General features: G+C 61.4%; 21 protein-coding genes and 2 pseudogenes. 9 read left to right on the top strand and 14 right to left on the bottom strand.

Annotated features, from left to right (window positions below; all coding sequences use genetic code 11):
• Positions 1-14: 14 nt before the first annotated feature.
• The 5 genes from A3M7_RS0114515 to A3M7_RS44150 form a co-directional block, all read right to left on the bottom strand.
• Entirely contained in the window at positions 15-1325 is a 1311-nt protein-coding gene (locus A3M7_RS0114515; protein ID WP_027544588.1) for an FAD-binding oxidoreductase, read from the bottom strand.
• Between the two features lie 54 nt (positions 1326-1379).
• Complete coding sequence (locus A3M7_RS0114520; protein ID WP_027544589.1) at positions 1380-2258, bottom strand: ABC transporter permease; 879 nt, start codon at positions 2256-2258, stop codon at positions 1380-1382.
• A gap of 38 nt (positions 2259-2296) precedes the next feature.
• Complete coding sequence (locus A3M7_RS0114525; protein ID WP_027544590.1) at positions 2297-3247, bottom strand: ABC transporter permease; 951 nt, start codon at positions 3245-3247, stop codon at positions 2297-2299.
• 74 nt (positions 3248-3321) lie between these two features.
• Positions 3322-4986: a peptide ABC transporter substrate-binding protein gene (locus A3M7_RS0114530; protein WP_027544591.1), complete on the bottom strand. Its 1665-nt coding sequence runs from the start codon at positions 4984-4986 to the stop codon at positions 3322-3324.
• A 9-nt stretch (positions 4987-4995) separates the two neighbouring features.
• Positions 4996-6684: an ABC transporter ATP-binding protein gene (locus tag A3M7_RS44150; protein WP_049823410.1), complete on the bottom strand. Its 1689-nt coding sequence runs from the start codon at positions 6682-6684 to the stop codon at positions 4996-4998.
• A gap of 682 nt (positions 6685-7366) precedes the next feature.
• On the opposite strand from A3M7_RS44150, the gene A3M7_RS0114545 reads away from it, so the two are divergent.
• Both A3M7_RS0114545 and A3M7_RS0114550 read left to right on the top strand, forming a co-directional pair.
• Positions 7367-8692: an FAD-binding oxidoreductase gene (locus tag A3M7_RS0114545; RefSeq protein ID WP_027544592.1), complete on the top strand. Its 1326-nt coding sequence runs from the start codon at positions 7367-7369 to the stop codon at positions 8690-8692.
• A gap of 114 nt (positions 8693-8806) precedes the next feature.
• On the top strand, positions 8807-9283 hold the full coding sequence (locus A3M7_RS0114550; protein WP_027544593.1) for an Lrp/AsnC family transcriptional regulator: 477 nt from the start codon (positions 8807-8809) through the stop codon (positions 9281-9283).
• 16 nt (positions 9284-9299) lie between these two features.
• Here A3M7_RS0114550 and A3M7_RS0114555 read toward each other — a convergent pair whose 3' ends face one another.
• Entirely contained in the window at positions 9300-10676 is a 1377-nt protein-coding gene (locus A3M7_RS0114555; protein WP_027544594.1) for an aspartate aminotransferase family protein, read from the bottom strand.
• Positions 10677-11019: 343 nt separating this feature from the next.
• On the opposite strand from A3M7_RS0114555, the gene A3M7_RS0114560 reads away from it, so the two are divergent.
• On the top strand, positions 11020-11709 hold the full coding sequence (locus tag A3M7_RS0114560; RefSeq protein WP_027544595.1) for a haloacid dehalogenase type II: 690 nt from the start codon (positions 11020-11022) through the stop codon (positions 11707-11709).
• Positions 11710-11842: 133 nt separating this feature from the next.
• Here the strand turns inward: A3M7_RS0114560 and A3M7_RS0114565 are convergent, their stop codons facing one another.
• The 3 genes from A3M7_RS0114565 to A3M7_RS0114575 all read right to left on the bottom strand — a co-directional run bounded on the left by A3M7_RS0114565 (position 11843) and on the right by A3M7_RS0114575 (position 14798).
• Positions 11843-13300: an NAD-dependent succinate-semialdehyde dehydrogenase gene (locus A3M7_RS0114565; RefSeq protein WP_027544596.1), complete on the bottom strand. Its 1458-nt coding sequence runs from the start codon at positions 13298-13300 to the stop codon at positions 11843-11845.
• Positions 13301-13504: 204 nt separating this feature from the next.
• A complete protein-coding gene (locus A3M7_RS0114570) occupies positions 13505-13861 on the bottom strand; it encodes a cupin domain-containing protein (protein WP_027544597.1) in 357 nt (118 codons plus the stop codon).
• A gap of 13 nt (positions 13862-13874) precedes the next feature.
• Positions 13875-14798, bottom strand: a complete 924-nt coding sequence (locus A3M7_RS0114575; RefSeq protein WP_027544598.1) for a glyoxylate/hydroxypyruvate reductase A — start codon at positions 14796-14798, stop codon at positions 13875-13877.
• Positions 14799-15122: 324 nt separating this feature from the next.
• Here A3M7_RS0114575 and A3M7_RS0114580 point away from each other — a divergent pair, with 324 nt between their 5' ends.
• The 3 genes and pseudogenes from A3M7_RS0114580 to A3M7_RS44155 form a co-directional block, all read left to right on the top strand.
• Positions 15123-16001, top strand: a complete 879-nt coding sequence (locus A3M7_RS0114580; protein WP_027544599.1) for a GNAT family N-acetyltransferase — start codon at positions 15123-15125, stop codon at positions 15999-16001.
• 1054 nt (positions 16002-17055) lie between these two features.
• Positions 17056-17256: a hypothetical protein gene (locus A3M7_RS50465; protein ID WP_080584096.1), complete on the top strand. Its 201-nt coding sequence runs from the start codon at positions 17056-17058 to the stop codon at positions 17254-17256.
• Positions 17257-17289: 33 nt separating this feature from the next.
• Positions 17290-17637: pseudogene (locus tag A3M7_RS44155) on the top strand (DNA ligase); the annotation flags it as partial.
• Positions 17638-17665: 28 nt separating this feature from the next.
• Here the strand turns inward: A3M7_RS44155 and A3M7_RS48520 are convergent.
• Positions 17666-18073: a hypothetical protein gene (locus tag A3M7_RS48520; RefSeq protein ID WP_156936877.1), complete on the bottom strand. Its 408-nt coding sequence runs from the start codon at positions 18071-18073 to the stop codon at positions 17666-17668.
• A gap of 355 nt (positions 18074-18428) precedes the next feature.
• Here A3M7_RS48520 and A3M7_RS0114600 point away from each other — a divergent pair, with 355 nt between their 5' ends.
• The 3 genes and pseudogenes from A3M7_RS0114600 to A3M7_RS0114610 all read left to right on the top strand — a co-directional run bounded on the left by A3M7_RS0114600 (position 18429) and on the right by A3M7_RS0114610 (position 19871).
• Positions 18429-18887, top strand: coding sequence for an Hsp20 family protein (locus A3M7_RS0114600; RefSeq protein ID WP_027544600.1), 459 nt, complete (start codon positions 18429-18431; stop codon positions 18885-18887).
• A gap of 83 nt (positions 18888-18970) precedes the next feature.
• Positions 18971-19464, top strand: a pseudogene (locus A3M7_RS0114605) (Hsp20/alpha crystallin family protein).
• Between the two features lie 80 nt (positions 19465-19544).
• A complete protein-coding gene (locus A3M7_RS0114610) occupies positions 19545-19871 on the top strand; it encodes a hypothetical protein (RefSeq protein WP_027544601.1) in 327 nt (108 codons plus the stop codon).
• A gap of 375 nt (positions 19872-20246) precedes the next feature.
• Here A3M7_RS0114610 and A3M7_RS0114620 read toward each other — a convergent pair whose 3' ends face one another.
• The 4 genes from A3M7_RS0114620 to A3M7_RS0114635 form a co-directional block, all read right to left on the bottom strand.
• Complete coding sequence (locus A3M7_RS0114620; RefSeq protein WP_027544602.1) at positions 20247-20453, bottom strand: LysR family transcriptional regulator; 207 nt, start codon at positions 20451-20453, stop codon at positions 20247-20249.
• Positions 20454-20523: 70 nt separating this feature from the next.
• Entirely contained in the window at positions 20524-21558 is a 1035-nt protein-coding gene (locus A3M7_RS0114625; RefSeq protein ID WP_027544603.1) for a Gfo/Idh/MocA family protein, read from the bottom strand.
• 6 nt (positions 21559-21564) lie between these two features.
• A complete protein-coding gene (gene aroQ, locus A3M7_RS0114630; protein ID WP_027544604.1) occupies positions 21565-22014 on the bottom strand; it encodes a type II 3-dehydroquinate dehydratase in 450 nt (149 codons plus the stop codon).
• Between the two features lie 14 nt (positions 22015-22028).
• Positions 22029-22775: an amino acid ABC transporter ATP-binding protein gene (locus A3M7_RS0114635; protein ID WP_027544605.1), complete on the bottom strand. Its 747-nt coding sequence runs from the start codon at positions 22773-22775 to the stop codon at positions 22029-22031.
• Positions 22776-22810: the final 35 nt, after the last annotated feature.

A 22810-nucleotide genomic window follows, 5' to 3' on the forward strand; every position in this document is an offset into this window, starting at 1 on the left:
TATGCTGCTGGCCCTCAGCGGCTGGCACGCCACAGCGCAATGCGATCACGCATGCGATAGCTTTGGATGAAGGCAGGCATGAACCAGGGATTGCCTCGATAGAACGGGATGAAGGTCGGAGGGCGGAAGTCAAAGGCCGTGCGTGCCCGCTCCTCATGCCCCATCAGCTTGTGGGCCGCGTGCATACCGACCCATGGCGCCCAGACCACGCCAGAGCCGCAGAAGCCAGTAGCGTAGACGACATTGTCCTTCTCGAAGATGCGGGGAATCATGTCGCGGTTCATTGCGACATTGCCGAACCAGCTGTGCGAGAGGCGAACACTCTCCAGTTCCGGAAACAGATTGACCAGGCCCTTGCGCAGAAGCAGCTTCGGAGCCACGGGATCGCCGACGCGGGAACTGTCGCGGCCACCGAGCAGAATGCGTTTGCCGTCCGGCGAAGGCCGGTAATAGAAGCCAACCTCCCGATTTTCGATAATCATCATCCGTTTCGGCATCAGCCGCGCCATGACCTCGGGCGCAAGCTCCTCGGTCGCAATGATCCGGCTGCGAACCGGCACCAGCCTGCGGCGCAGGAAGGGCACGGCAGCATCGGTATAACCGTTCGTGCAGACCAGCACCTGACGTGCCTGCACCGAGCCGGCCGAAGTGACGACGCGGAATCCGGCGCTATCTCTTTCGATCGAGATCACGGGCGTGCGCGCGTGGACTGTCAATCCGGAAGCGAGCGCGACCCGCAGGAGCTCGGCGTGGAATTTGGCCGGATGCAGTCCGCCGATGTCCATCCGAACCGTGCCGCCGCGATAGACATCCGTGCCGATGTACTTTCGCTGCTCGGCATAGGGCACTGTGTAAGCCTCGATCCCCAGCCTCTTCGCGAGCCTCTCCGCGGTCCGCGCCATGGATTCGTATTGTTCATAGCCGAATGCCCCCTTGAACTGTCCCACCGGCTGGAAGTCGCAGGCAAGTCCTTCCGTCTTGATGAAATCGTACAGGAATTCGCGCGCGCTCTTGCCTTCGGCCTCGATCGCCAGCGCCCGGTCCTCCCCGAACCGCCGCGTAAGCGTCGCGAAATCCGGCCGAATGGATCCGCTGGTGATGCCGCCGTTGCGCGTAGAAGCTCCCTCTCCCGGATCCATTGCATCGAACGCCGCGACGGAGCGTCCTCCGCGCGCCAGCACCAGACCAGCCGAGAGTCCGGCATAGCCCGCGCCCACGATCAGCACGTCGAGTTTCTTGGACAGTGGCTGTCGAGGCAGCGGTTTGAGCGGGGCGGCCTCCCACCAATAGGGCGTCGCCTTCTCGTCAACTCTCGGCGCATGCATGGCGTTTGCTTCTCTTATGACATCTATGTTCAGCCGCGGCTTGGTTCACATTGATCAAAAATTGTCGTTTCGCACGTCGAGGGCATCTCGCAAGCCATCGCCGATGAAGTTGAAGCTCGTCACGGCGATCGTGATCGCGGCACCGGGAATGATCGCAAGCCACGGAGCGCTCGCCAGATATTGCTGCGCGCCATTGAGCATGTTGCCCCAGCTCGGCAGCGGCGGCTGGATGCCGTAGCCCAGGAAGCTGATATAGGCTTCAAGAAGGATCGCGCGGGCGACCGCGAGGCTTGCGGCGACGATGATCGGGCCCATCGCATTGGGCAGGACCTCGCGGAACATGATATGCCCTCGGCTCAGTCCCACCATACGCGCCGCCTGGACAAACTCGCGCTCGCGCAGCGAGCGGACCTCGGCCTCGACGATGCGCGCAGTCTCCATCCAGCTCGTGACGGCAATGATCACGGTAATCATCACCGGACTCGGCCGCAGCGTCGCGGCCAGCGCCAGCACGAGGAAGATCGAGGGATAAGAGAGGAAGCCGTCCACCATGCGCATCAGCGCCGCCCCGACCCAGCCGCCGCGATAGCCGGCCGTCACGCCGACGAGTGTTCCGATGAGTGTTGACAGCAACATCGCCGAGAATCCCACCAGCAGCGAAACCCGCCCGGCCATCAACAGCCGCACAGCCAGATCACGCCCCAACGGATCCGTGCCGAGGTAATGCTGACCGGTGAGCGGCGGAGCAAAGCGGGCACGCAGGTCGATGTGGAGCGAGTCGTAGGGCAGAGCATAGGGCCCAATGGCGCACGCCAGCACGAGCAGGGTGATCATCGCGATCCCGATGAGCGCCAGATGATGTCGCATGAAGCGATAGACCGCGCGGCTGTGCCACCAGCGGGTCGGAGCTGCGTCGGCTACGATGGCGGTCATATCTGCTAGCTCCTCTAGTCTGTCGTGAGTCCGCAGGCTCAGGCCAGGCGAATGCGCGGATCGACGGTGGCGATCACGATGTCTGCGATCAGATTGCCCAGCACGACCAGGATGGCCGAGAAGATCAACAGCCCCATCACGACCGGATAGTCACTGTAACCGAGACTATCGAGAAACAGCCGGCCCATTCCGGGCCACGTAAAGATCGTCTCCGTAACCAATGCGCCGGTCAGAATGCTGGGCAGCTGCATTCCTGCCAGCGTGATCATCGGTAGCAATGCGTTGCCGACGACATGCTTCAGCAGGATGCGGCGCTCGCTGACGCCCTTGGCGCGCGCGGTCTTGACGAAATCCTGACTTAGCGCATCCAGTGTCGCCGTCCGCATGTAGCGGCTCCAGACCGCGACATGAACCAGCGACAGCACCAGGCTCGGCAAAATCAGGTGGTGCAGATAGTCCAGCACCGAGCCGTCGCCGATCGTGTACATGTTGCCTGCAGGAACCCACCCGAGCTTCAGGGTGAAGATATAGATGCCGATGAGACCGAACCAGAAAGTCGGGACCGACAAGGCGACCATGGCGCCGACGGTCGCGCAGTAGTCAAACAGGGAATAGCGGTGGGTGGCGCCTCGGATTCCGATCCAGGCACCGACCGCGATCGCAAATGCGGTGGATGTCCCCATGAGCAGCAGCGTCGCCAGCAGGTGCCGACCAATCACCGCCAGCACCGAGGAGCCGTCGCGGAACGAGTGTCCCCAATCGCCCTGGAGCAGCCGCCAGGCCCAATCGAGATACTGGATCCATAGCGGCCGGTTCAACCCGAGCTGCGCTGCGAGCCGCTCCACGTCCTTCTGCGTCATGCCCGGATCGAGCCCGAACTGCGCCAGAGGACCACCCGGCATGAGGTTGAGAACCGTAAAGCCGATGATCGAGACGATCACCAGCAGCACGATGCTCTGCGAGAAACGATTGAGCAGGAACCCGGACATTGGAGTCACCATGTTGGCTTTGCAGCATCACTCCAGCGCCGGCCTCGGCCTCCCGGGCCTAGGCCGGCAGCACATCAGCTCGCCCAATACCAGGCCAGCGCATTCCAGGATTCCGTGCGCGTATTGCCGTTCGGCACGAAACCGTTGATCCCCTTCTTGAGGCCTTCGACCGCATTGGTCTGATACAGCGGCAGGAAAGGCAGGTCGCGACGCACGAGTTCCTGTACCCGGAAGTAGATCGCGCGCCGCGCTTCCGGATCGAAGGTGCGTGCGCCCTTGTCGAGCAGGGCATCGACCTCCGGGTTTGTAAATTGTGCATTGTTCGAGCCGCGGCCGCCCTTCGCGGCGATCGACCGCGAGTGCAAGCGGTTGGTCACGTCGGGGTCTGCGCCGATCAAATAGGTGCTGCCGACGATGACGGAATCGAATTTCGATTGCCCCCAGAACTCGCCCCACATCACCGCGGCGGGCAGGTTCGATATCTTCATCTCGACCCCCAGCTGAGCAAACGTTTGCTGCAGATACTGCTGCACCTGTTCGCGGAGGGGATCGCCCGACGTGGTCGAATTGGTAAAGGACAGGCGAACGCCGTTCTTGGCACGAATGCCGTCCGCGCCTTTTGCCCAGCCGGCTTGATCGAGGATCTTGCCCGCGCGATTCACATCAAATTGGTGCAGGGGCAGATTGGGGTTGAAGAAGAAGGACTGCCTCGGCATGAACGTCTCGGTCGGACTAGGCACCCCGTAATACAGCCCCTGAATGATCGCCTCCTTGTCGATCGCCGCGTAGAGCGCCTCGCGAACGGCAAGCTCCTTGAACTGCGGGCGCTCGAGATTCAGATAGAAGGATTCGAACGCGGTCCTTGGAACGAGCGTCACCGTGCGGTTCGGCAACGTCTTGGCTTCCCCGTAATGATCGGGCGTGATGTAAGGCTGACCTACGAGATCAATGTCGCCGCTCTTGAACTGGGTGTAGAGGACGGTGAGATCGGGAATGTATTTGAAGACCAGCTTTTCGATGTGCGGGCCTTCACCGAAATAGTCGGGGTTCGCCACGAGCTCGAGATGATCGCCGGCGACCCGCTGCCCCCACTTGAACGGACCGGTGCCGACCGGCGCCTGATTGAAGGCGGCGTTGTTCGGATTGGACTCCTTCCCGAGGATGTGCTTGGGGACGATGAAGGTTTCGGTCAGGAAGGACAAATACGGCGCAAAGGCCTCTTCCATCCGCCACGAGATCTCCGTCGGCGAGATCACGGTGATGTCGCGCACGAGAGCATGGCCGGCCGTGCGCCAGCTGCGGAAGTTGGGATTCATGATCAGCTCGAGCGTGAACTTCACGTCCTCGGAGCTGAACGGCGTGCCGTCGTGCCAGCGCGCATCATCACGCAAACGAATGCGCCAGTTGAGACCGTCCTGCGAAATGCCGCCGTTCTTCTGATCCGGCACCTCCAGGGCAAGGTTGGGGCGGATGACGCCCTGAGGATCGATGCGGAACAGCGCGTCGAAGACCGAGAAATGCACGCCGTCATCGACTTCAATATGTGCCATCAGCGGATTGAAGACGGTCGGCTCTTGTCCAAGCCCGACGACCACGCGGCCGGTCGGTTTCGCCGTAGTAGTACGTGCGAAGGCAGGCTGGCCCAGCAAATTTGATCCCGCGAGGCCAGTTGCCCCCGCGATCATCAACTGGAGTGCGCTACGCCGCGAATAGATCGGTGCAGTCTTTGCTTCAGTCATGACCCCTCCTCATTTGTGGCTGTGTCCGGCCAATGTCGATTGGCTTCCGATGGCGCGGGCGCTGCTTTGCTGCTCGCCGGGGATGGCAGCGACCAGTTCCCGTGTGTAGGCGGATATCGGGCTCAGGAAGATCTGCGACGGCGGCCCATGCTCGACGATCTGCCCTCGATGCATGACCGCGATTTCATCGCAGATCTGGCTGGCCACGCGCAGATCGTGCGTGATGAAGATCATCGATACGCCGGTCTCCCGCTGGATCTGGTCCAACAGCTTCAAGATCTGCGCCTGGATCGATACGTCGAGCGCTGAAACGGCCTCGTCAGCGATCAGCAGCTTCGGCTTGAACATCAGCGCCCGAGCGATTCCGATGCGCTGACGTTGGCCGCCCGAGAACTCGTGGGGATAACGATCGAAGGTTCCCGCATCCAGGCCGACATGGGCCAGAAGCTCTCGTGCCTGCTCACATGCGTCCTTGCGCGGCACTCCATGCGCGATCGGACCAACCGTCAGTATTTGCCCGACCGTTGATCGCGGATTGAGCGAGGCAAATGGATCCTGGAAAATCATCTGGATCTTTGGCCGAAGCGGCCGAAACTGGGCTTCGGATAGCCGGGCAACGTCGCCTCCCTCGAACAGGATAGAGCCGCTGTCACTGTCGAGGAGCTTGATCAACAATCGCCCGAGCGAGGATTTGCCGGAGCCGCTTTCTCCAACCACGCCCAGGGTGCGTCCCGGCGAAAGGTCGAACGACACGCCGTTAACCGCGGGCACGATCCGCTGCTTGCCGAACAGCGCACTGCCGCTGCGATAGGTCTTGACCAGACATTCGACCTTCAGGATGGAAGACGAAGCCGCAGCTTCCGCCGGAACGCGGTCCTTACCCGTCAGATGCGGCACGGCCGCGATCAGACGGCGCGTGTAGAGATGGCTCGGGGACTTCAGCACCTGCTCGGCGCTCCCCTGCTCCACGCAGTGACCCTTCTCCATCACCACAACGGAATCGGCAATCTCAGCCACGACTCCGAAGTCATGGGTAATGAACATCACGCTCATTCCCTTGCGGCGTTGAATGTCGCGGATCAGTTGCAGGATTTGCGCCTGGGTCGTCACGTCGAGTGCGGTGGTCGGCTCGTCAGCGATCAGGATCGCGGGCTCGAGAGCCAGAGCCATGGCGATCATCACCCGCTGTCGCTGCCCGCCCGAGAGCCGGAACGGATATTGATGATACATCAGCGGCGGATCGGGCAGGCCTACCTCCGTCAGCAATTCTATGGCGCGGCTACGGCGGGATTTCGGCGTTCCGATCCGGTGCGCCGCCATCACTTCTTCGATCTGCGCGCCGACTGTCATCAGCGGATTGAGCGCGGATAGCGGGTCCTGGAAGATCATGGAGACGACACGGCCACGGAGGTCTCGCAGACTCTCTGGCGAGAGTCCTACGAGGTCCATGCCTTCCAGATGGATTGCTCCCCAAGACACGCGGATCGATTTGGGCAAGAGCCCCATGATCGCGTTGGCCGTGACAGACTTGCCAGAACCGGATTCCCCAATGATGCAGAGGATCTGCCCGCGCTTCAGTTCAAAGGAGACGTTCTCGACCGCGTGCGCCCGCTCCATGCCCGCCGGCAAGCTCACAGTCAGATCGCGGACCGCGAGTGCCACATCTTCCGAGGCTAAAGGCTGCGGGGCAGAGATCATCTGAACATTCTCCCCTTTCGAGCGCATCCCATGATCCCGTTGCGGATCGGCTCTTCGGCCTCTTTTGCCGCCACTACGCTCGGACAGGTCAACAACTCGTCGCTCATTCTGCCATTCTCCGCGCGGTGAATACGACATGATTCAGAGGTGGCTGCTCTATAGGCAAAGGCGTCGCAGAGTGCCGACGATCAGTCGAATGGACCGCTCGAACAATGAATCGAGGTCCGGGAGGCTGCCATTGGCGCCCAGCTCGATCGCTTCGGCGAAGGTCTCCTCCCAGACAAGGCACATCGCGCGTCACCTTTTGAATTTCTGCCCGTTGATCGACATTGATCCGGTACTCACAAGTCTGGCCGCTTCAATCATCCCGGAGTCGCCGAAACGCGAGGGGTAGGCAGCATGAAGTTCTAAAAACGAAGCCCGATTTGGCATTTCGGTCTGCGGCTGCCGGCGCGCATGTTCGGCTGAGGTTTGCCTCCAAGCCACGAAAAGGCGGATCCGAGTGCAGAGATTATCCTCAGTTTCGCGCCGACGGGATCGCGTACGATCGAGATATCTTCGCAATAACCGCCTGCACCACAAGCCGCAAACCGCAGGATATTCCGCGCAACCACGAAAGTCCGCAACGTGCGTGCCGCAACAGCTCGGATACGATACGGCGAGCATCGGAGTCTCCGCCCCCATGAACGCGCCACTCATGCACATCGAATCCAGCCCCTCGCTGCCTCGAGAGGCAGACGTGGTCGTCATCGGCGGCGGGGTCGTGGGCGTGTTCACGAGCTATTACCTCGCCCGCCGCGGCCTCAAGGTCGCCTTGCTCGAGAAGGGCCGCGTCGCCGCCGAGCAATCCAGCCGCAACTGGGGATGGTGCCGCCAGCAGAACCGCGACGCGCGCGAGTTGCCGATCGCAACCAAGAGCCTCGATCTGTGGGAGCAAGTCGCCCGAGAGACGGGCGAAGATACGGGCTTCCGCCGCTGCGGCCTGTTGTATTTGTCGAACGACGAAAGTGAGCTGGCCGGCTGGGCCAAGTGGCGAGATTTCGCCAGAACGGTGGGCGTTACGACGCACATGTTGAGTGCCGAAGAAGCCAACGAGCGAGGCAAGGTCACCGGCCGCAAGTGGAAAGGCGGCGTCTTCTCTCCCACCGACGGGACGGCAGATACCTCAAAGGCTGTGCCCATCGCCGCGCGTGCGATCATGGCGGCCGGTGGGACGGTGCACCAGCAATGCGCGGCGCGCGGCGTAGAGCTCAGTGGCGGCCGGGTCAGCGGAGTGGTGACCGAAGCCGGCACGATCCGGACAAAGACGGTGGTCATGGCAGGAGGCGCATGGGCCTCTTCGTTCTGTAACCAGCTGGGAATTCGCTTTCCACAAGCATCCGTGCGCTCTTCCATTCTCGCCCTGGCCCCCGGCGCAGCGGGGCTACCTGGTGCCCTGTACGCCGGACTGGTGTCGCTCACCCGGCGTGGCAATGGCGGATACACGCTGGCAATCAGCGGGCGTGCGCGGGTCGATCCGACGCCGCAGCAGTTCAGGTTCGGCCGCGAATTCCTGCCCATGTTCGCCCGCCGGTGGCGAAGTCTTAGCCCTGGGGCTTTCGAGGGCCTGCGGCAGGGCCATGAATCCCTGGCGAAATGGGGGCTCGATGAGGTGACGCCGATGGAGTTGAACCGGACGCTTGATCCTCGCCCTGACATGAGACAGATTCGGCTGACGCATCGACGAGCCTGTAAGCTGGTGCCGGAACTCCGGCACGTCGCAATCTCAAACGTCTGGGCCGGCTACATCGACAGCACGCCGGACGGCATCCCCGCAATCGGCGAAGTTCAGTCGATTCCAGGTTTCATCCTGGCCGCAGGGTTCAGCGGCCACGGTTTTGGCATTGGCCCGGGCGCAGGGCATATGATCGCCGACATCATCACCGGTCGTGCGCCGATCGTCGACCCGCGCCCCTACAGGCCGGAGCGCCTCAAAATGAGCGCCTGGGGCAAGGTCAGCGAGTTCTAGAGTCCGGTTTTCACCCCCGATGGGAAAAAATGCTGGTTGGTGTTATGACAATGCATATGACGCTGAAGCCTCGAACCCCTGACGCCGTTGTCGGCCCCATCTCATGGCATTGCGATGAAGCTCGATAAGATCGACATCAGGATTTTATGCGAACTGCAGAAGAACGGGCGGATTTCCAACGTCGAGCTCGCAGAGCTGATCAACCTTTCCCCGAGCCCGTGCCTGATGCGCGTCAAGAGGCTCCAGACCGAAGGTTTCATCACCGGCTATTCCGCCCAGATCGATGTTGCCAAGCTCGGACAAACTCTGACCGTCTTCGCCGAAATCACCCTGAAGAATCACCGGCAGATCGATTTCGCGCGCTTTCTCACGACCATCGAAAAGATCGATTCCGTCGTCGAGTGCCATCTCGTTTCGGGCGGGTACGACTATCTCGTCAAGTTCATCACGGCGGGGATCAGCGAATACCAGGCGGTGATGGAGCGCCTGGTCGAGATGGATATCGGTATCGACAAATACTTCAGTTTCGTCGTGCTGAAATCGCCAATCGTGAAGTCCCATTTGCCGCTCGAAAGCATATTCAACGGCTAGAGGACAGGCTGGGTCCTTATCCCTTCATGGCCGCGCGGACGTCCTCGTCTTCGAGCGTCTGGTCGAGCGTTGTCCTGGTCCGCTCGATGATACCGTCGATATCAGCATCCGTGCAGCACAGCGGTGGCGCATAGCCCAGCACGCCTTGCGCGAACGCGCGGATGAGGAGACCGTTGTCCCAAGCGCGGTCGAAAATGCGGCGCCCCGCGTCGGCTTCCACTGGCAGGGGCGTCTTGCGCTCTTTGTCGGTCACGAGCTCGATTGCAGCCAGCATACCGCGACCCCTGACATCGCCAACAAGCGGATGATCAGCAAGCGCGCGAAGCCCCTCCATCAGACGATGCCCTGCCTTTCGGCCGTTTTCCAGCAGGCCGTTTTCGTAAAGGTCCAGGCACGCGAGCCCGACAGCTGCGCTGACGGGATGTGCGGAATAGGTGTAGCCGTGGCCGACGGCCGCCCTGCCGGCGCCGTCTGCAATGGTGTTGTAGACGCGGTCGGACATCAGAACGGCCCCCATCGGCACATAGCCCGAAGTCAGGCCTTTTGCCGTGGTCATAAGATCCGGCACGACGTCGTCGTCTTCACAGGCGAACAGCGGACCGACACGACCGAAACCGGTGATGACCTCATCGGCAACGAACAAAACATCGTGCTCCTTGCAAACAGCGTGCATCGCTTTCAGCCAAGACGGCGGCGGAACGAGGACGCCTCCGGACCCCTGTATCGGTTCGACGTAGAAGGCGGCGACGCGTTCGGCGCCGAGCTCGGCGATCTTGGCCCGCAGAGCTGCGACCGATGCCGCAATGATCGCCTGGGGATGCGAACCGACGGGATTGCGATAGGCGTAGTGCGACGGGATCTTGTGCTGCCAGCTGTAGGGCACTCCAAAGCCCGCATGAAAGGCCGGTAGCGCAGTCAGGCCGGACCCTGCCGTCGACGATCCATGGTAGCCAGACTCGACGGAAATGAACTGGTCCTTCTGCGGCCTACCCTTGGCGTGATAATAGTACCGGATGAACCGGATCGTGCTGTCGACGGCATCGGAGCCGCCCAAGGTGAAATAGACATGGTTCAGATCGCCCGGCGCCAATTCGGCCAGCCTGGCGGCAAGCCGAATGGCCGGGTCGGAGCCCAATCCGAAATAGCCCGTCGCATAAGGCAGTTCGCGGAGCTGCCTCAAAGCCGCTTCGACGATGCTGTCCTGTCCGTAGCCGGCATTGACACACCACAGACCCGCAAAACCGTCCAGCAATTGACGTCCCGAGACATCGGTCAGCGTCGCGCCCTTCCCTGACTTCAGCACACGGACGCCCGTCGCCTCGTGGCTGCGATAGGATGAGACCGGGTGAATCAGATGCGCGCGATCGAGTTCAATCAGCGAGTTGCTCAACATGTCGTCCTCCAGCTCAACCGCAATGCTTGTGCGGCCACCACGATGTCTTCGGAGCTCAACGTAAGACGCCCAGGACGGCAGTTGCTCCCGGGCTGAACATGAACGAAGAGCATTTTGACTATCATTGACGACCGGCGCCGCATCTTATGCGGGCATCGGGCTGCGCAAGGCATTGGCGCACAACTCGGAGGCGCCCTTTCACAAAACTCTCTGCCACAGCTCCGATCCGATACGACACAATCTGCTCCCGGTCGCCGCGACAGCGGTGCTTTATCCGGTCGTCTGCCCGCTATGATCCCTGTCGTACCGGAACGCGGTGCGTGAGGACCAAAAGGATCGAGCCATGGCAACGTTTAGACCCAAGTACATCACCTTCGACTGTTACGGCACGCTGACCAATTTCGACATGGCCGGCGCAGCAAGGAGGGTCTATGGCTCTGAGCTCTCGGCGACGGCTATGGCAAAGCTGATCAAGGACTTTTCTGCCTATCGCCTGGACGAGGTTCTCGGCGCGTGGAAGCCGTACTTCGAGGTCGTGCACAATGCGCTGGAGCGCTCGTGCAAGCGCAACGGCATCGTATTTCGGCCGGAGCATGCCCAGCGCATCAATGACGAGATCCACACATGGGGTCCACATCCCGATGTCCCGGCAGGTCTCGCCAAAGTTGCCAGGGAGATTCCGCTGGTCATCCTGTCGAACTCCATGAAGAACCTCATCATGTCGAATGTGGAGAAGCTTGGCGCTCCCTTCCACATGGTCATCACCGCGGAGGAGACCGGCGCTTACAAGCCACACATGAAGGGCTTCGAGTATATGCTCGACAAGCTGGGTTGCGGCCCGGAGGATATCACCCACGTCTCCTCCTCCTTCCGCTACGACCTGATGACCGCCTACGACCTCGGCATCAAGAGCAAGGTCTGGGTGAACCGCGGTCACGAGCCCGCGAACCCCTTCTATGAATACACCGAGGTCGCCGGCATCGACGGGCTTGCGGCGGCCGTCGGCCTGGAGCCTCTGCGCAAGAGCGCGTGAGCGCAGTTCCCTCGGGCCCACTCGTTGCGCTTCAGTTCTTCAAAAGCTTCAATCGAGATCGGTGTGCTGTGAAGGAAAAAGGGGGCGGTTCAGCCGCCCCCTTTTCTTGTTCAGATACTGATCCGATAAGCTTTCAGTCCAGCCCGCCGACATGCAGCGCCTTGATCTCGAGATATTCTTCTATCCCGAGCTGGGATCCCTCGCGTCCGAGGCCCGACTGCTTGACGCCACCGAACGGCGCCACCTCGGTCGAGATCAGGCCGGTGTTCAGGCCGACCATGCCGAATTCCAGCGCCTCGGCAACACGCCATGAACGCTTGAGGTTTTCCGTGTAGAAATAGGCGGCAAGGCCGAAAGGCGTGCCGTTGGCGATCGCAATTGCCTCGTCCTCGGTCTCAAAGCGGAAAAGCGGCGCGACCGGACCGAAGGTCTCTTCTGAAGCCAACAGCATCTCAGTGGTTGCGCCGCCGAGCACGACAGGGCGGGCATATTGCCGCCCTTCCGGCACCGCTTCACTCTCCGAGATGATCTTTGCGCCCTTGTTCAGTGCGTCCACGACGTGCCGCTTGATCTTCTCGATCGCTGCGCCGTTGATCATCGGCCCGATTGCGACCCCTTCTTCCGTACCGGGACCGACCTTCATTTTTGCGACCCGGCTGGCAAGCTTCTGGGCGAAGGCGTCGTATATGCCGGATTGAACGAGAATGCGGTTGCAGCAGACGCACGTTTGCCCGCCATTGCGGAATTTTGATGCAATCGCTCCCTCGACCGCCCGGTCGATATCGGCATCGTCAAAAACGATGAACGGCGCGTTGCCGCCGAGCTCGAGGCTGAGCCTCTTGATATTGTCGGCGGCACCCTTCATCAGCAACGCGCCGACGCGCGTCGATCCGGTGAACGAGATCTTACGGACGGTTTCGTTGGCCATCAACTCCGCGCCAATTTCCACCGGCATGCCCGTCACTATGTTGATCACGCCCGCCGGGATTCCGGCCCGCTCAGCCAGAACAGCGATGGCGAGAGCCGAAAAAGGCGTAAACTCAGATGGCTTGATGACGACTGTGCAGCCCGCGGCAAGCGCAGGCGCCACCTTGCGCGTGATCATCGCATTTGGGAAATTCCAGGGCGTGATGATCCCGCAGACCCCGACCGGTTCCTTCAGCACCAGAATGCGGCGATCGGCGCTGGGCGCCGGGATTGTCGATCCGTTGATGCGGCGGGCCTCTTCGGCAAACCATTTGACGAAGGATGCCCCATAACGGATCTCTCCGAGCGATTCAGCAAGCGGCTTGCCCTGTTCCAGCGTGAGCAGAAGAGCCAAATCCCGCTCATGGCGCCGCATGAGCTCATACCAGCGCTCCAGCAGCGCGGCACGCTCTGCATGAGCTTTGGCCTTCCAATGCTTGAACGCAGCGGCCGCTGCGTCGATTGCTGCCCTGGTCTCGTCTCGGCCCATATCGGGGATGGTGCCAAGCACTTTCTGGCTGGCAGGATCAATGACATCAACGCTGGCTTTCGTGCTCGCGTCCCGCCAAGTGCCGCCGATCAGCGCTTGCTGGCGAAACAGATCCTTGTCCTTTAGTGCAATCATGGGCTTGCTCCTTGCCTTCGGGTCGGCCTCACCATCACTGCCTGATTTGGGAGTGGCGAGACGAAGCCGTCTCATGCGAGCAGTACAGGACTGCACGAAGCATTTTTCATTGAGAATGAAGTGTCTGGCCGCGTTGAATCTGCTCAGACGCTGTGCCGGAGGTCGAATATTCTGAGGGCCGCTCTAGTGCCCCTCAGCATCGTCTCAATCGTAATGGCAGACGTAGATCTTTCGCACGGTCTCGATCGTGCGCCAGACGCCGACAAAGCCGGGTTTCATCACAAAGCTGTCGCCGGCGCGGTACCTCCTGGTCTCGCCACCCTTTTCCTCGATTTCGATGAGGCCCGAGAGAATGTGGCAGAACTCGAAGGTGGTGCCCTTGATGGAATGGGTCTCGCCAGGCGTTGCTTCCCAGACGCCGGTCAGCACCTTCTCGCCTTTCGAGGCGTCCTGGGCCCAGGTCTTGAAGGACGGATTGCCGGAGATGAGCCGTTCCGGAGCAGGCAATGCGTTCTTCGGTGCGAAGTCCGGATTGGTGTCGATGGTGACCAGAAGTGACATGGCGCTTTTCCTGTTAGTAGCCGAGTGTTCGATCGACAAGGCCGATCGGATTTCGTCCAGCGCGGTGCCGCCGGATGTTCTCGATGACGGATCGTGCTGCCGTGTGCGGTTGCGTCACGGACGCGATATGCGGCGTGATGATCACCTTCGGATGGGACCAGAGTGGATGGCTTTCCGGCAGCGGCTCGGGATCGGTGACGTCAAGCATGGCGGCTGCCAGCTGCCCGCTGTCCAGCGCCTCGATGAGTGCGCCCTGGTCAAGCTGCGGGCCGCGGCCGACGTGCAGTAGCCTCGCTCCCGCTGGCAAAAGCGAGAAGAGCCTTGCGTTCAGGATGCCGCTCGTTTGCTCCGTCAGGGGGAGAAGACAGACGAGGATATCCGTTCCTCGCAGGAAGTCGCCAAGCTGGTCGTCGCCATGAAAGCAGGCGACGCCCTCGATCACCTTCTTGCTTCGGCTCCACGCTGCAAGGGGAAATCGAAACGGTTTCAAGCGGTCGATCGCGGCTTGCGCCAGCATGCCAACGCCGAGGAAGCCGACACGCCGATCAGGCGCCTGGGACGTTGCCAGCGCTTGCCAAACGCCCCTTCTCTGCTGCTCCCGATAGGCCAGCATCTCGCGATGCAGCGTCAGCACCCCGAGGACGACGTATTCCTGCATCATACGTATGATGCCATCCTCGACCATGCGCACGAGCTTTACATGGTCAGGTATGGTTTCCGGCCTGAACTGATCAACCCCGGCGCCGATGGAAAAGAGGACTTCCAGATTACGAAAGCGCGAGAGGTCGTCGGGCGCGCTCCACATCAGCAGGTACCGCACCTTTTCCGGGTCGAAACTCTCGCTGCAATGATGAAATTCCAGGTCGGGGAGCTCGCGCGCAAAGACCTGGCGGAAGATTGCCGCCCTCGCAGCATCTGACTTGAACAAAAATGCCATCGGTGTACGCCTCTGCCTAGGTTGGCGTGTCGACGACGCCGGGAAAAGCGACTAGCCTCGCAAGACCTTCTTGAGCATTCACGGCGCCTCACTCTACTGCGCAGTTTGCCCAACACCGAGAGGGTAGCTGCAAGCCGGAGCTTTCCCTGCCGAATTACGTTGCAAGACAGGCCGAAGATTTCGAAAAGAAGGCCCAAACAGGGGAAACCTGCTGGCTTTCCGTGCGATAGTGCGGCGAAATACGCCTGCTACCCTATTGTGGCGGAAGAGAAAAGGCGCGATGTGCGAGCAATTGGCATCCCGCGAAGGAACGGACGAGTCGAGATGGGACGAACGGTACGCGTGAAGTCCTTTGAGCTGGCCGCGAAGGACATCAACGACGTTGATGTGACGCTGCTCCACGCACTCTCGACCGGCGTTGGCTGGCCGCATCGACCCAAGGATTGGGATTTCTTGCGCCGCGCAGGTCATGGCATCGTAGCCGTCGATGGTATTGGACGCGTCTTTGGCAGCGCGATGTGGTTCCCATATAGCCGCGAGTTCGCGACGATTGGCCTGGTGATCACATCGCCCCGAACGCAGGCTCAGGGTACTGGCCGCTGGCTCATGGAGCAGGTGTTCGAGCGGTGTGGCGACCGGAATTTGGTCCTCAACTCGACCGATGCCGCGTATCATCTGTATCTTTCGCTAGGCTTCACAAAGGAAGCCACCGTGTATCTGTGGCAAGGAGAGGTCGTGTCACCGCCTCCGCCAGTGCCGGCTCTCGACGGCGAATTGAGCTCGCTGTCTACCGGGAATATCGAAGAGATCGCAGCACTGGATAAACGCGCGTTTGGAGCCAGCCGTCAGAAGCTGCTTGCATTGCTTTCTGAAGGTTCGTCAATCTGCGTCCTGCGCCGTGGCGGTGCGACCGTCGGTTATTCCATGAAGCGCGAATTCGGGCGCGGTCATGTGATCGGCCCCATCGTTGCCAGCAATGATTGTGACGCGATCCATCTTACGGCCGTGCATCTCAAGGATCTCGCCGGAAGGTTCGCCCGCGTGGATACGCGGGAGCAGACTGGTCTATTTGCGGACTTCCTTCAACAGAGCCGCCTCGGGATGAACGACACAGTCACAACCATGTCCAAGGGACGGCGATTCCTGAACCGAAAGGAAAACGAGCCGTGGGTCTACGGATTGGCCGGTCACGCCTTGAGCTGAAGCTGTGAAGCGCTTCGTCAATTGAAGATTGGCGCGCATCCTGCGACCAAGCAAACCTGTCCGGAGGCACACCACTCCATCAATTTCTTGCCGGCGCCGCATCGCGGACAATATCGTTCCAACCATTCGACGGCAACGTGAGCTCTACGCGGACGTCTCCTCCTTGACTTTGCTTCGTGCTCATCTGCCCCCTCACTCGAGTTGAGACGCTCGGCGCCGATCAACACGGCCGAGCCTTCCTGGGACAAGCGCAGATCAATGACCAGTCTGTTCTGGTCTCACGAACACATACACATGATGACGGTGGGCTGATCCGTACGTCGATGGCGACCCGACGCTCTCTCGCGGGGAGGCCAGATCACGAGTGAACCTGGGCCGGTAGCTCGCGAGTACAAAGCCGCGCGAAAGCGCGCACGATCGTAGAGGGTCGTAGGTTGGCGTACAAATCGCGCAAATGGCGGAGAGAGTGGGACTCTCTGCCACCCAACGGGAGATACCAGAATTCGCAGAAAAATCAGCTTGTTACAGACGCCCGATATTCGGGCCGTGTACCAGAAACGTGTACCTGGTACAAGCCCGATCGCGAGCCGGACGCAGTGAACGAATCCTTAGAAGGCGATGCATCGGCGAATGCACCAAGAGACGTTTCAGGTGATGAGCGGACGACTGTGCCCCGTCTCGGCGGGGCAATTGCGCAGTCCGATGCCGCAGCAACGAAAGCGCCGCATCAGATGACTCACCTCGGCATCGGCGCATGAAGCACGCTGAGGCTAGCCGCTACGACGGTCCTGCCGCGGCCGGGCGCGAGCTCCTCGAGCTGGCCGCCGGGGTCGAGCCGGTCCAGGATGGAGGAGACGCGGCGGATCATTGAGGAGTACGCCGCCGACCTCGAGAGCTGCTTCGGAAACTACGCCGCAAGATGAACTAAGGTCGTCTTCGGCTGATCTGCATTTCGCGCAGCCTAGACCGTCCGGGAACCGGAACGTCGGCTTCTGCATATTGGATTCGTGAAATTCAAACCCAACGGTTAGGACCCGTCAGACGAGGTTGTGTCATGCAGCGACGACGCCGTTTCACGCAAACCGTGTCCCTGGAAGAACGCCTTGCCGAAGAAGCAAAACGCCTCCGAGAAGCAGCCAGATCCCTCCCTCCCGGTCCGCTACGGGAGGACACCCTCCGCAAAGCCCGCCAGGCCGAGATCGGCTCGCACATGAGCCAGTGGCTGAGATCGCCCGGCCTACAGCCGCCGGACTGAGACGGCCATGGCAATGCCCTGGGTTTGGTAGTGAGCGGCCGCGGCAACGCGTGGGTCAAGAAGACCTGCGCGCAGCGGGAGACGCTCACCATCGCCGGTTTCGCTTTTGAGGAAGGCAAGTGGGACGGCATCTACCTTGGCCGGCGCAAGGGCGGCGACCTCGTCTATGCCGGCAAGGACGGCTTCGACAAATCCTCCGCCGCCGACCTGCAGAAACGGCTGAAGCCGCTGATCCGGAAGACGCAGCCTTACGCCAAGCGCATCGCGCACAAGGGCATCTGGGTCGAGCCGAAGCTGCTCGCGGAGATCGAGTACCGGGCCAAATCGGCCGAAGGAAAGGTCCGGCACCCGCTCTTCAAAGGACTGCGAGAGGACCTTTAAGAAGCCAGTTACGCAGCCTTTACGTGCCCTAAGTCATATGTAGCGGACTGATCGGGGAATCCGCCGTGCAAGTCGTCCAGTAGCCGCTGCTCGCGCTCGATCCGGCTTCGGTAGAGCTGGCGCTCGGCCTCGGTTTTGGCGCTCGCCAGCAGGAGGCGATAGTGTCCGATGACCTTCTCGCTACCGCGGATGAGGAGGTCACGGACGTCGCTCGTGGCTCGGCCCCCATGATTGCCGAAGCCGGCTGGTCTTTCGGAAGGGTGAATGCAACGGGGAAGGTGTCGGTGGCCAGCGCCTTCAGCGCGGTCTGCTCCTCGGCGAGGCGCCTTTCGATGAACTGACGTTCCAGGTCCGACAGCTTCGTCCGAAGCAGCCGTCGATAGCGGTGGATGTTGTTGCGGTGCGCGCGGAGGCGGGCCAGATCTTCATCAAGCATCGTCGTCACTCCTGACGGTCGTCACGGTCCTTTTGGTGTTGAGAAAACCCGGAAAGAGAATTCCCGCCGCAAAAAATATTCGGGTGCGGGCGGCTGTCAAGACGCCTCTCGCCGCAGCCCCGAGTCCTCCGGAAAGGCGGCGTAGCCGGGCCGACCGGTGCCGGGATCGCCGCATTTTTTTTTGCGACCGACCTCTTGAAACAGCTTCTCGTTTTTCTAATTCATTTTTGGCCGCGAGAGCGGTGTGCCGGACGCCTTCCCGGGTCCGGCGCGGGCGCCGGGCCGGTCTTGGACCCTGTCTGAAATCCTGCCTTGCGTTCCTTCGTATCCATCTTGCTCTCTGGAGGACTTGGTTATGAGGAGCACCTTTGACTTCGCGCCCCTGTGGCGCTCCACCATCGGCTTCGACCACCTTGCCGACCTCGTCGACAGCACGCTGCGCCAGGCGAGCGAAGACCACTATCCCCCCTACAACATCGAACGCACCAGCGAGGACCATTACCGGATCAGCCTCGCCGTCGCCGGCTTCGGCACCGACGACGTCATCGTGACGGCCGAGCAGAACGCGCTCACCATCGAGGGCAGGAAGCCCGAGAAAGCGGCCGGCGAGTACCTGTACCAGGGCATCGCCGCGCGTCCGTTCCGGCGCGCGTTCAACCTCGCCGACTACGTCCAGGTGAAGGAGGCTTCCTTCCGCGACGGACTGCTGATCATCGATCTCGTCCGCGAGGTGCCGGAAGCCATGAAGCCGCGCCGGATCCAGATCGGAAGCGGCGCCTCTCCCTCGCAGATCGAGCAGAAAAAGGCCGCCTGACGCCCAATCGAGATCCGACAGCGGAACGCGGCGCGCGCAAGCGCGGCCGCGCTCCCTGGCTCATGCACTGAAGGAGAAAAACCATGGCAATTCGTGATCTCGTTCCCTGGTCGAGAAGCCAGGAGCTCGCGCCGGCGCGCGGCAACTACGATCCGCTCATGACGCTCCATCGCGAAATGAACCGCCTGTTCGACGATGAGTCTTCCGCGGCTTCGGTGGGACCGGCCTGTCGCCGCTCATGGAAGGACAGTTCGGCTGGCCAAAGATCGAACTTAGCGAAACCGACAAGGCGCTGACGATCTCAGCCGAGCTTCCCGGCATGACGGAGAAGGACGTCCAGATCGAAATTGCGAGGGGCGTCCTGACCATCCGCGGCGAAAAGAAGAGCGAGCGCAGGGACGAAGGCAAGTACTTCACCGAGCGCTACTACGGCTCGTTCCAGCGGCAGATCGCGCTCGAGGACGTCGATGAGGACAAGGCCGAAGCGTCGTTCAAGAACGGCGTCCTGACCATCTCACTGCCGAAATCCGAGAACCCGAGAGCGGGCGTCAAGCGCATCGCGATCAACACGCAGTAACGATCATCACGGGCGGCGGTCGCCGCCGCCCGAACTCACCGAAACCGTCCCGAGGAAAGGAGTGTAAAGGGAGGCAATCGATGACCAACGCCAATACCAACCCAGGTAATCTCAATCCCCTCTTCCATCCGGCCGCGTACTATGCGTCTCCGGAGAATGTCCTGAACGACAACGAGCTCTCCGCGCCGGAGAAGCGGATCATCCTGTCGTCCTGGGCGTCCGACATGTTCGCCGTCGAATCCTGTCCCGCGCTACGCGAGATTCCCGGCATGGGCCACGCGATCCGGCTCGCCGATATCCTCGCGGCGCTGCGGCGGCTCGACGGCGACGACGACCCGCCGCCACGCGGGGGCGTGCCGATGCGGTTGCGGCGGCCTTGGGCCGCCGCGTTGTGGAGGTCGGCATGATGTTCACGCAGGCCGTCCTGACCTTGGTATTCCTAGGCAACGCCTCGGCGGCGTGGGCCGTCCCCTTTGTCGCCCTCATGGGCGGGACGGGAGCCGGGCAAGCGCGATGAGCGCCGAACGGTCTCGGCGCTCCGAGGCAATCCTGTGCACGACGCAGGCAACCTCGTTGTCCGTGTGCAGGTTTTCTCGGCGGGCAGCAAGCAGGGTCGGCGCGGTATCCCGCAGCTTGAGGGACCTAACCACGCCCAGGGTCGTGGACCTCGTACGTCTTGAAAATGCGCCTGTTCGAGACGAGCCTTGTACGCCCCCACGTCCGCGAACATCTCGAACACGAAGACGTGGGCCGGATCGTCGTTGTCGGCGCAGGAGACAGCGTCAGGGGGCCGGAATCGCCCGAGCCATCGCAGCTTCCATGGTTCCGATGCCCTCGAGCACCGGTCGGGCGAGATGGAGCAACATTTGCCCATCATCCGTCAGGCTGAGCTTGCGGGTGGTCCTATGCAGCAGTCGAACTCCAAAACGCTCGTCCAGAAAGGTCTGCGTGACGCGCACCAGCACCTTCAAGGCGTTTACGATGTCCATGCTTGCGAATTTCGGACGCCCAACATTTCCAGACGCCGATACCTCGGCGTGGACGCCGTGCGTTCCGGTATCAAACCGATATGAAATCTCCGGTTTCCGCGGCGCGCTTGATCGCATCGATCACTCGAAGGGTTTTCAGCCCTTCGCGCCCGCTCACCACAGGCTCGGTGGTACCGCGGATAACCCGACAGAAATTTGCGATCTGCAGGCCAAGCGGGTCCTGCTTCTCGTAGCGCAGCCGCTCGCGCTCGATCGGCGCCCACCAGCTGGCCTTGCTTGGGTGACGCCATAGATCCAGTTGCGGAATGGCCAGCGATGCCCTCGTGCCGCCGATCTGGTAACAGGCCTCCTGCGTACGACTGTAGGCCGGGTTCTCACCGGCCGTGAATTCCCAGCTCCAAGGCGACTGGATGGTGTCCGAGACATTGACCGTTCCCAGCGCTCCGGAGGCGAAGTGCAGAATGATCACCGCCGTCTCTTCAACCGCATGTCCACGCAGCCGATTGGACTGGGCAGCCTGTACGGACACGATATCCCCACAGAGGTACCGCAGCAGGTCGACATCGTGGATGAGATTCAGGAAAACAGGCCCCGCACCTTTTTCGCGGCGCCAGGCCACATCGAAATAATCGTCCGGCTTGATCAGCCAGAACATGCCATGCACCGACACGATCTGGCCGAGCCGACCGCTGTCAATCTCCGCCTTGGCGCGTTGGATCATAGGGTTATGCCGGCGATGATGGCCGGTGAGCAGCGGCACGCCGGCTTTCTCGGAGGCCTCGACCAGGGCCTGTGCAGCGAGGACGTCATCCGCTAGCGGCTTCTCGATGAGCGCCGGGATGCGAGCCGCGATACAATCCATGCCGTTGGCCACATGCATCTGGTTGGGCGTGGCGACAACCACCCCTTCCGGCCGATTTCCGGAGAGCATGTCCCGAAAAGACGGAAACCAGTCCACCTTCAGCGACGCCGCCAATTCTCGGGCCGCCGGCATCGGGTCGACGATCGACGACAGGACCGCCTCCGGCCGCGCGAGAATGTGCTCGATATGTCGCTTGCCGATGAGACCCGCTCCCATCACCGAGAGGCGGACGGGTGCACTCATGCGATGCTATCCCTTCTTTTCATCAAGCAGCTTGGCCACGCGACGCAAGCCGAGCAGATAACCCTGCGTACCGAAGCCCGCGATGACTCCATCAGCTCGTTTGGAGACAAACGAGTGGTGGCGGAATTCCTCGCGTTTGTGCACGTTGGAAATATGCACCTCGATCACCGTCCCCTCGAACGTGTTCAAAGCATCCAGGATGGCGACCGACGTATGGGTGAAAGCGGCGGGATTCATCACGATCCCGGCAGCCGTCTCGCGCGCCTCGTGGATCCAGTCGATCAGCTCGTATTCCCGGTTCGATTGATGGAAGCGAAGCTCCAGGCCAAGCTCTTTAGCAAGCGCCCGGCAGTCCCGCTCCACGTCCGCAAGCGTCTCGTGGCCATAGATGTGGGGCTGGCGCTTGCCGAGCAAATTGAGATTTGGTCCGTTGAGGACGTAGACAAGACGACTCATGAAATAACCTCCGTTCAGTGATGGGCAAGGATCTCGCCGAGGAACTGCCTGGTGCGGGCATGCTGTGGATTGCGGAAGAAAGCGTCGGGCGCGCCTTCTTCGATGATCTGCCCTTCAGCCATGAAGATGACGCGATCGGCGACCTGACGGGCAAAGCCCATCTCGTGGGTGACGCAAATCATGGTCATGCCGTCGTTGGCGAGGCCGATCATCGTATCGAGCACCTCCTTGACCATCTCGGGATCGAGCGCCGAGGTCGGTTCGTCAAACAGCATGACCTTGGGCTGCATGCAGAGCGCACGCGCGATCGCGACGCGCTGCTGCTGACCGCCCGAAAGCTGAGCCGGATACTTCTCGGCCTGGTCACCGATGCGCACGCGCTCGAGGTATTTTCGCGCAATCGCCTCCGCCTCGGTCTTCCCGATGCGGCGCGCGCGAATGGGTGCGAGCATGCAGTTCTGCAAGACCGTCATATGCGGAAAGAGATTGAAGCTCTGAAAGACCATACCGACGTCCTGACGTACGACGTCGATAGCCTTGATGCTGTCGTCAAGCCGATGACCGTTCACCACGATGCTGCCCTGCTGGATCGCCTCGAGGCGGTTGATACAGCGGATCAGCGTCGATTTGCCCGACCCCGACGGACCGCAGAGCACGATCTTCTCGCCCTTGCGCACGGTGAGATCGACGTCGCGGAGAGCTTGGTACCCGCCGTACCACTTCTGCACGCCCTTCATTTCGATCAGGATATTGTCCTGCATGGATTCGGCTCCGCTATCGGACGGCGGCCAGCGCG

It is taken from the genome of Bradyrhizobium sp. WSM2254, from assembly GCF_000472645.1.
Classification (GTDB): Bacteria; Pseudomonadota; Alphaproteobacteria; order Rhizobiales; family Xanthobacteraceae; genus Bradyrhizobium; species Bradyrhizobium niftali.

What these genes read in the sequence shown, in the direction of transcription:
- A3M7_RS0114515 (WP_027544588.1), bottom strand. Translation starts at nt 1,325, where the DNA reads ATGCATGCGCCGAGAGTTGACGAGAAGGCGACGCCCTATTGGTGGGAG.
- A3M7_RS0114520 (WP_027544589.1), bottom strand. Translation starts at nt 2,258, where the DNA reads ATGACCGCCATCGTAGCCGACGCAGCTCCGACCCGCTGGTGGCACAGC.
- A3M7_RS0114525 (WP_027544590.1), bottom strand. Translation starts at nt 3,247, where the DNA reads ATGTCCGGGTTCCTGCTCAATCGTTTCTCGCAGAGCATCGTGCTGCTG.
- A3M7_RS0114530 (WP_027544591.1), bottom strand. Translation starts at nt 4,986, where the DNA reads ATGACTGAAGCAAAGACTGCACCGATCTATTCGCGGCGTAGCGCACTC.
- A3M7_RS44150 (WP_049823410.1), bottom strand. Translation starts at nt 6,684, where the DNA reads ATGATCTCTGCCCCGCAGCCTTTAGCCTCGGAAGATGTGGCACTCGCG.
- A3M7_RS0114545 (WP_027544592.1), top strand. Translation starts at nt 7,367, where the DNA reads ATGAACGCGCCACTCATGCACATCGAATCCAGCCCCTCGCTGCCTCGA.
- A3M7_RS0114550 (WP_027544593.1), top strand. Translation starts at nt 8,807, where the DNA reads ATGAAGCTCGATAAGATCGACATCAGGATTTTATGCGAACTGCAGAAG.
- A3M7_RS0114555 (WP_027544594.1), bottom strand. Translation starts at nt 10,676, where the DNA reads ATGTTGAGCAACTCGCTGATTGAACTCGATCGCGCGCATCTGATTCAC.
- A3M7_RS0114560 (WP_027544595.1), top strand. Translation starts at nt 11,020, where the DNA reads ATGGCAACGTTTAGACCCAAGTACATCACCTTCGACTGTTACGGCACG.
- A3M7_RS0114565 (WP_027544596.1), bottom strand. Translation starts at nt 13,300, where the DNA reads ATGATTGCACTAAAGGACAAGGATCTGTTTCGCCAGCAAGCGCTGATC.
- A3M7_RS0114570 (WP_027544597.1), bottom strand. Translation starts at nt 13,861, where the DNA reads ATGTCACTTCTGGTCACCATCGACACCAATCCGGACTTCGCACCGAAG.
- A3M7_RS0114575 (WP_027544598.1), bottom strand. Translation starts at nt 14,798, where the DNA reads ATGGCATTTTTGTTCAAGTCAGATGCTGCGAGGGCGGCAATCTTCCGC.
- A3M7_RS0114580 (WP_027544599.1), top strand. Translation starts at nt 15,123, where the DNA reads ATGGGACGAACGGTACGCGTGAAGTCCTTTGAGCTGGCCGCGAAGGAC.
- A3M7_RS50465 (WP_080584096.1), top strand. Translation starts at nt 17,056, where the DNA reads ATGCAGCGACGACGCCGTTTCACGCAAACCGTGTCCCTGGAAGAACGC.
- A3M7_RS48520 (WP_156936877.1), bottom strand. Translation starts at nt 18,073, where the DNA reads ATGCTTGATGAAGATCTGGCCCGCCTCCGCGCGCACCGCAACAACATC.
- A3M7_RS0114600 (WP_027544600.1), top strand. Translation starts at nt 18,429, where the DNA reads ATGAGGAGCACCTTTGACTTCGCGCCCCTGTGGCGCTCCACCATCGGC.
- A3M7_RS0114610 (WP_027544601.1), top strand. Translation starts at nt 19,545, where the DNA reads ATGACCAACGCCAATACCAACCCAGGTAATCTCAATCCCCTCTTCCAT.
- A3M7_RS0114620 (WP_027544602.1), bottom strand. Translation starts at nt 20,453, where the DNA reads ATGGACATCGTAAACGCCTTGAAGGTGCTGGTGCGCGTCACGCAGACC.
- A3M7_RS0114625 (WP_027544603.1), bottom strand. Translation starts at nt 21,558, where the DNA reads ATGAGTGCACCCGTCCGCCTCTCGGTGATGGGAGCGGGTCTCATCGGC.
- aroQ (WP_027544604.1), bottom strand. Translation starts at nt 22,014, where the DNA reads ATGAGTCGTCTTGTCTACGTCCTCAACGGACCAAATCTCAATTTGCTC.
- A3M7_RS0114635 (WP_027544605.1), bottom strand. Translation starts at nt 22,775, where the DNA reads ATGCAGGACAATATCCTGATCGAAATGAAGGGCGTGCAGAAGTGGTAC.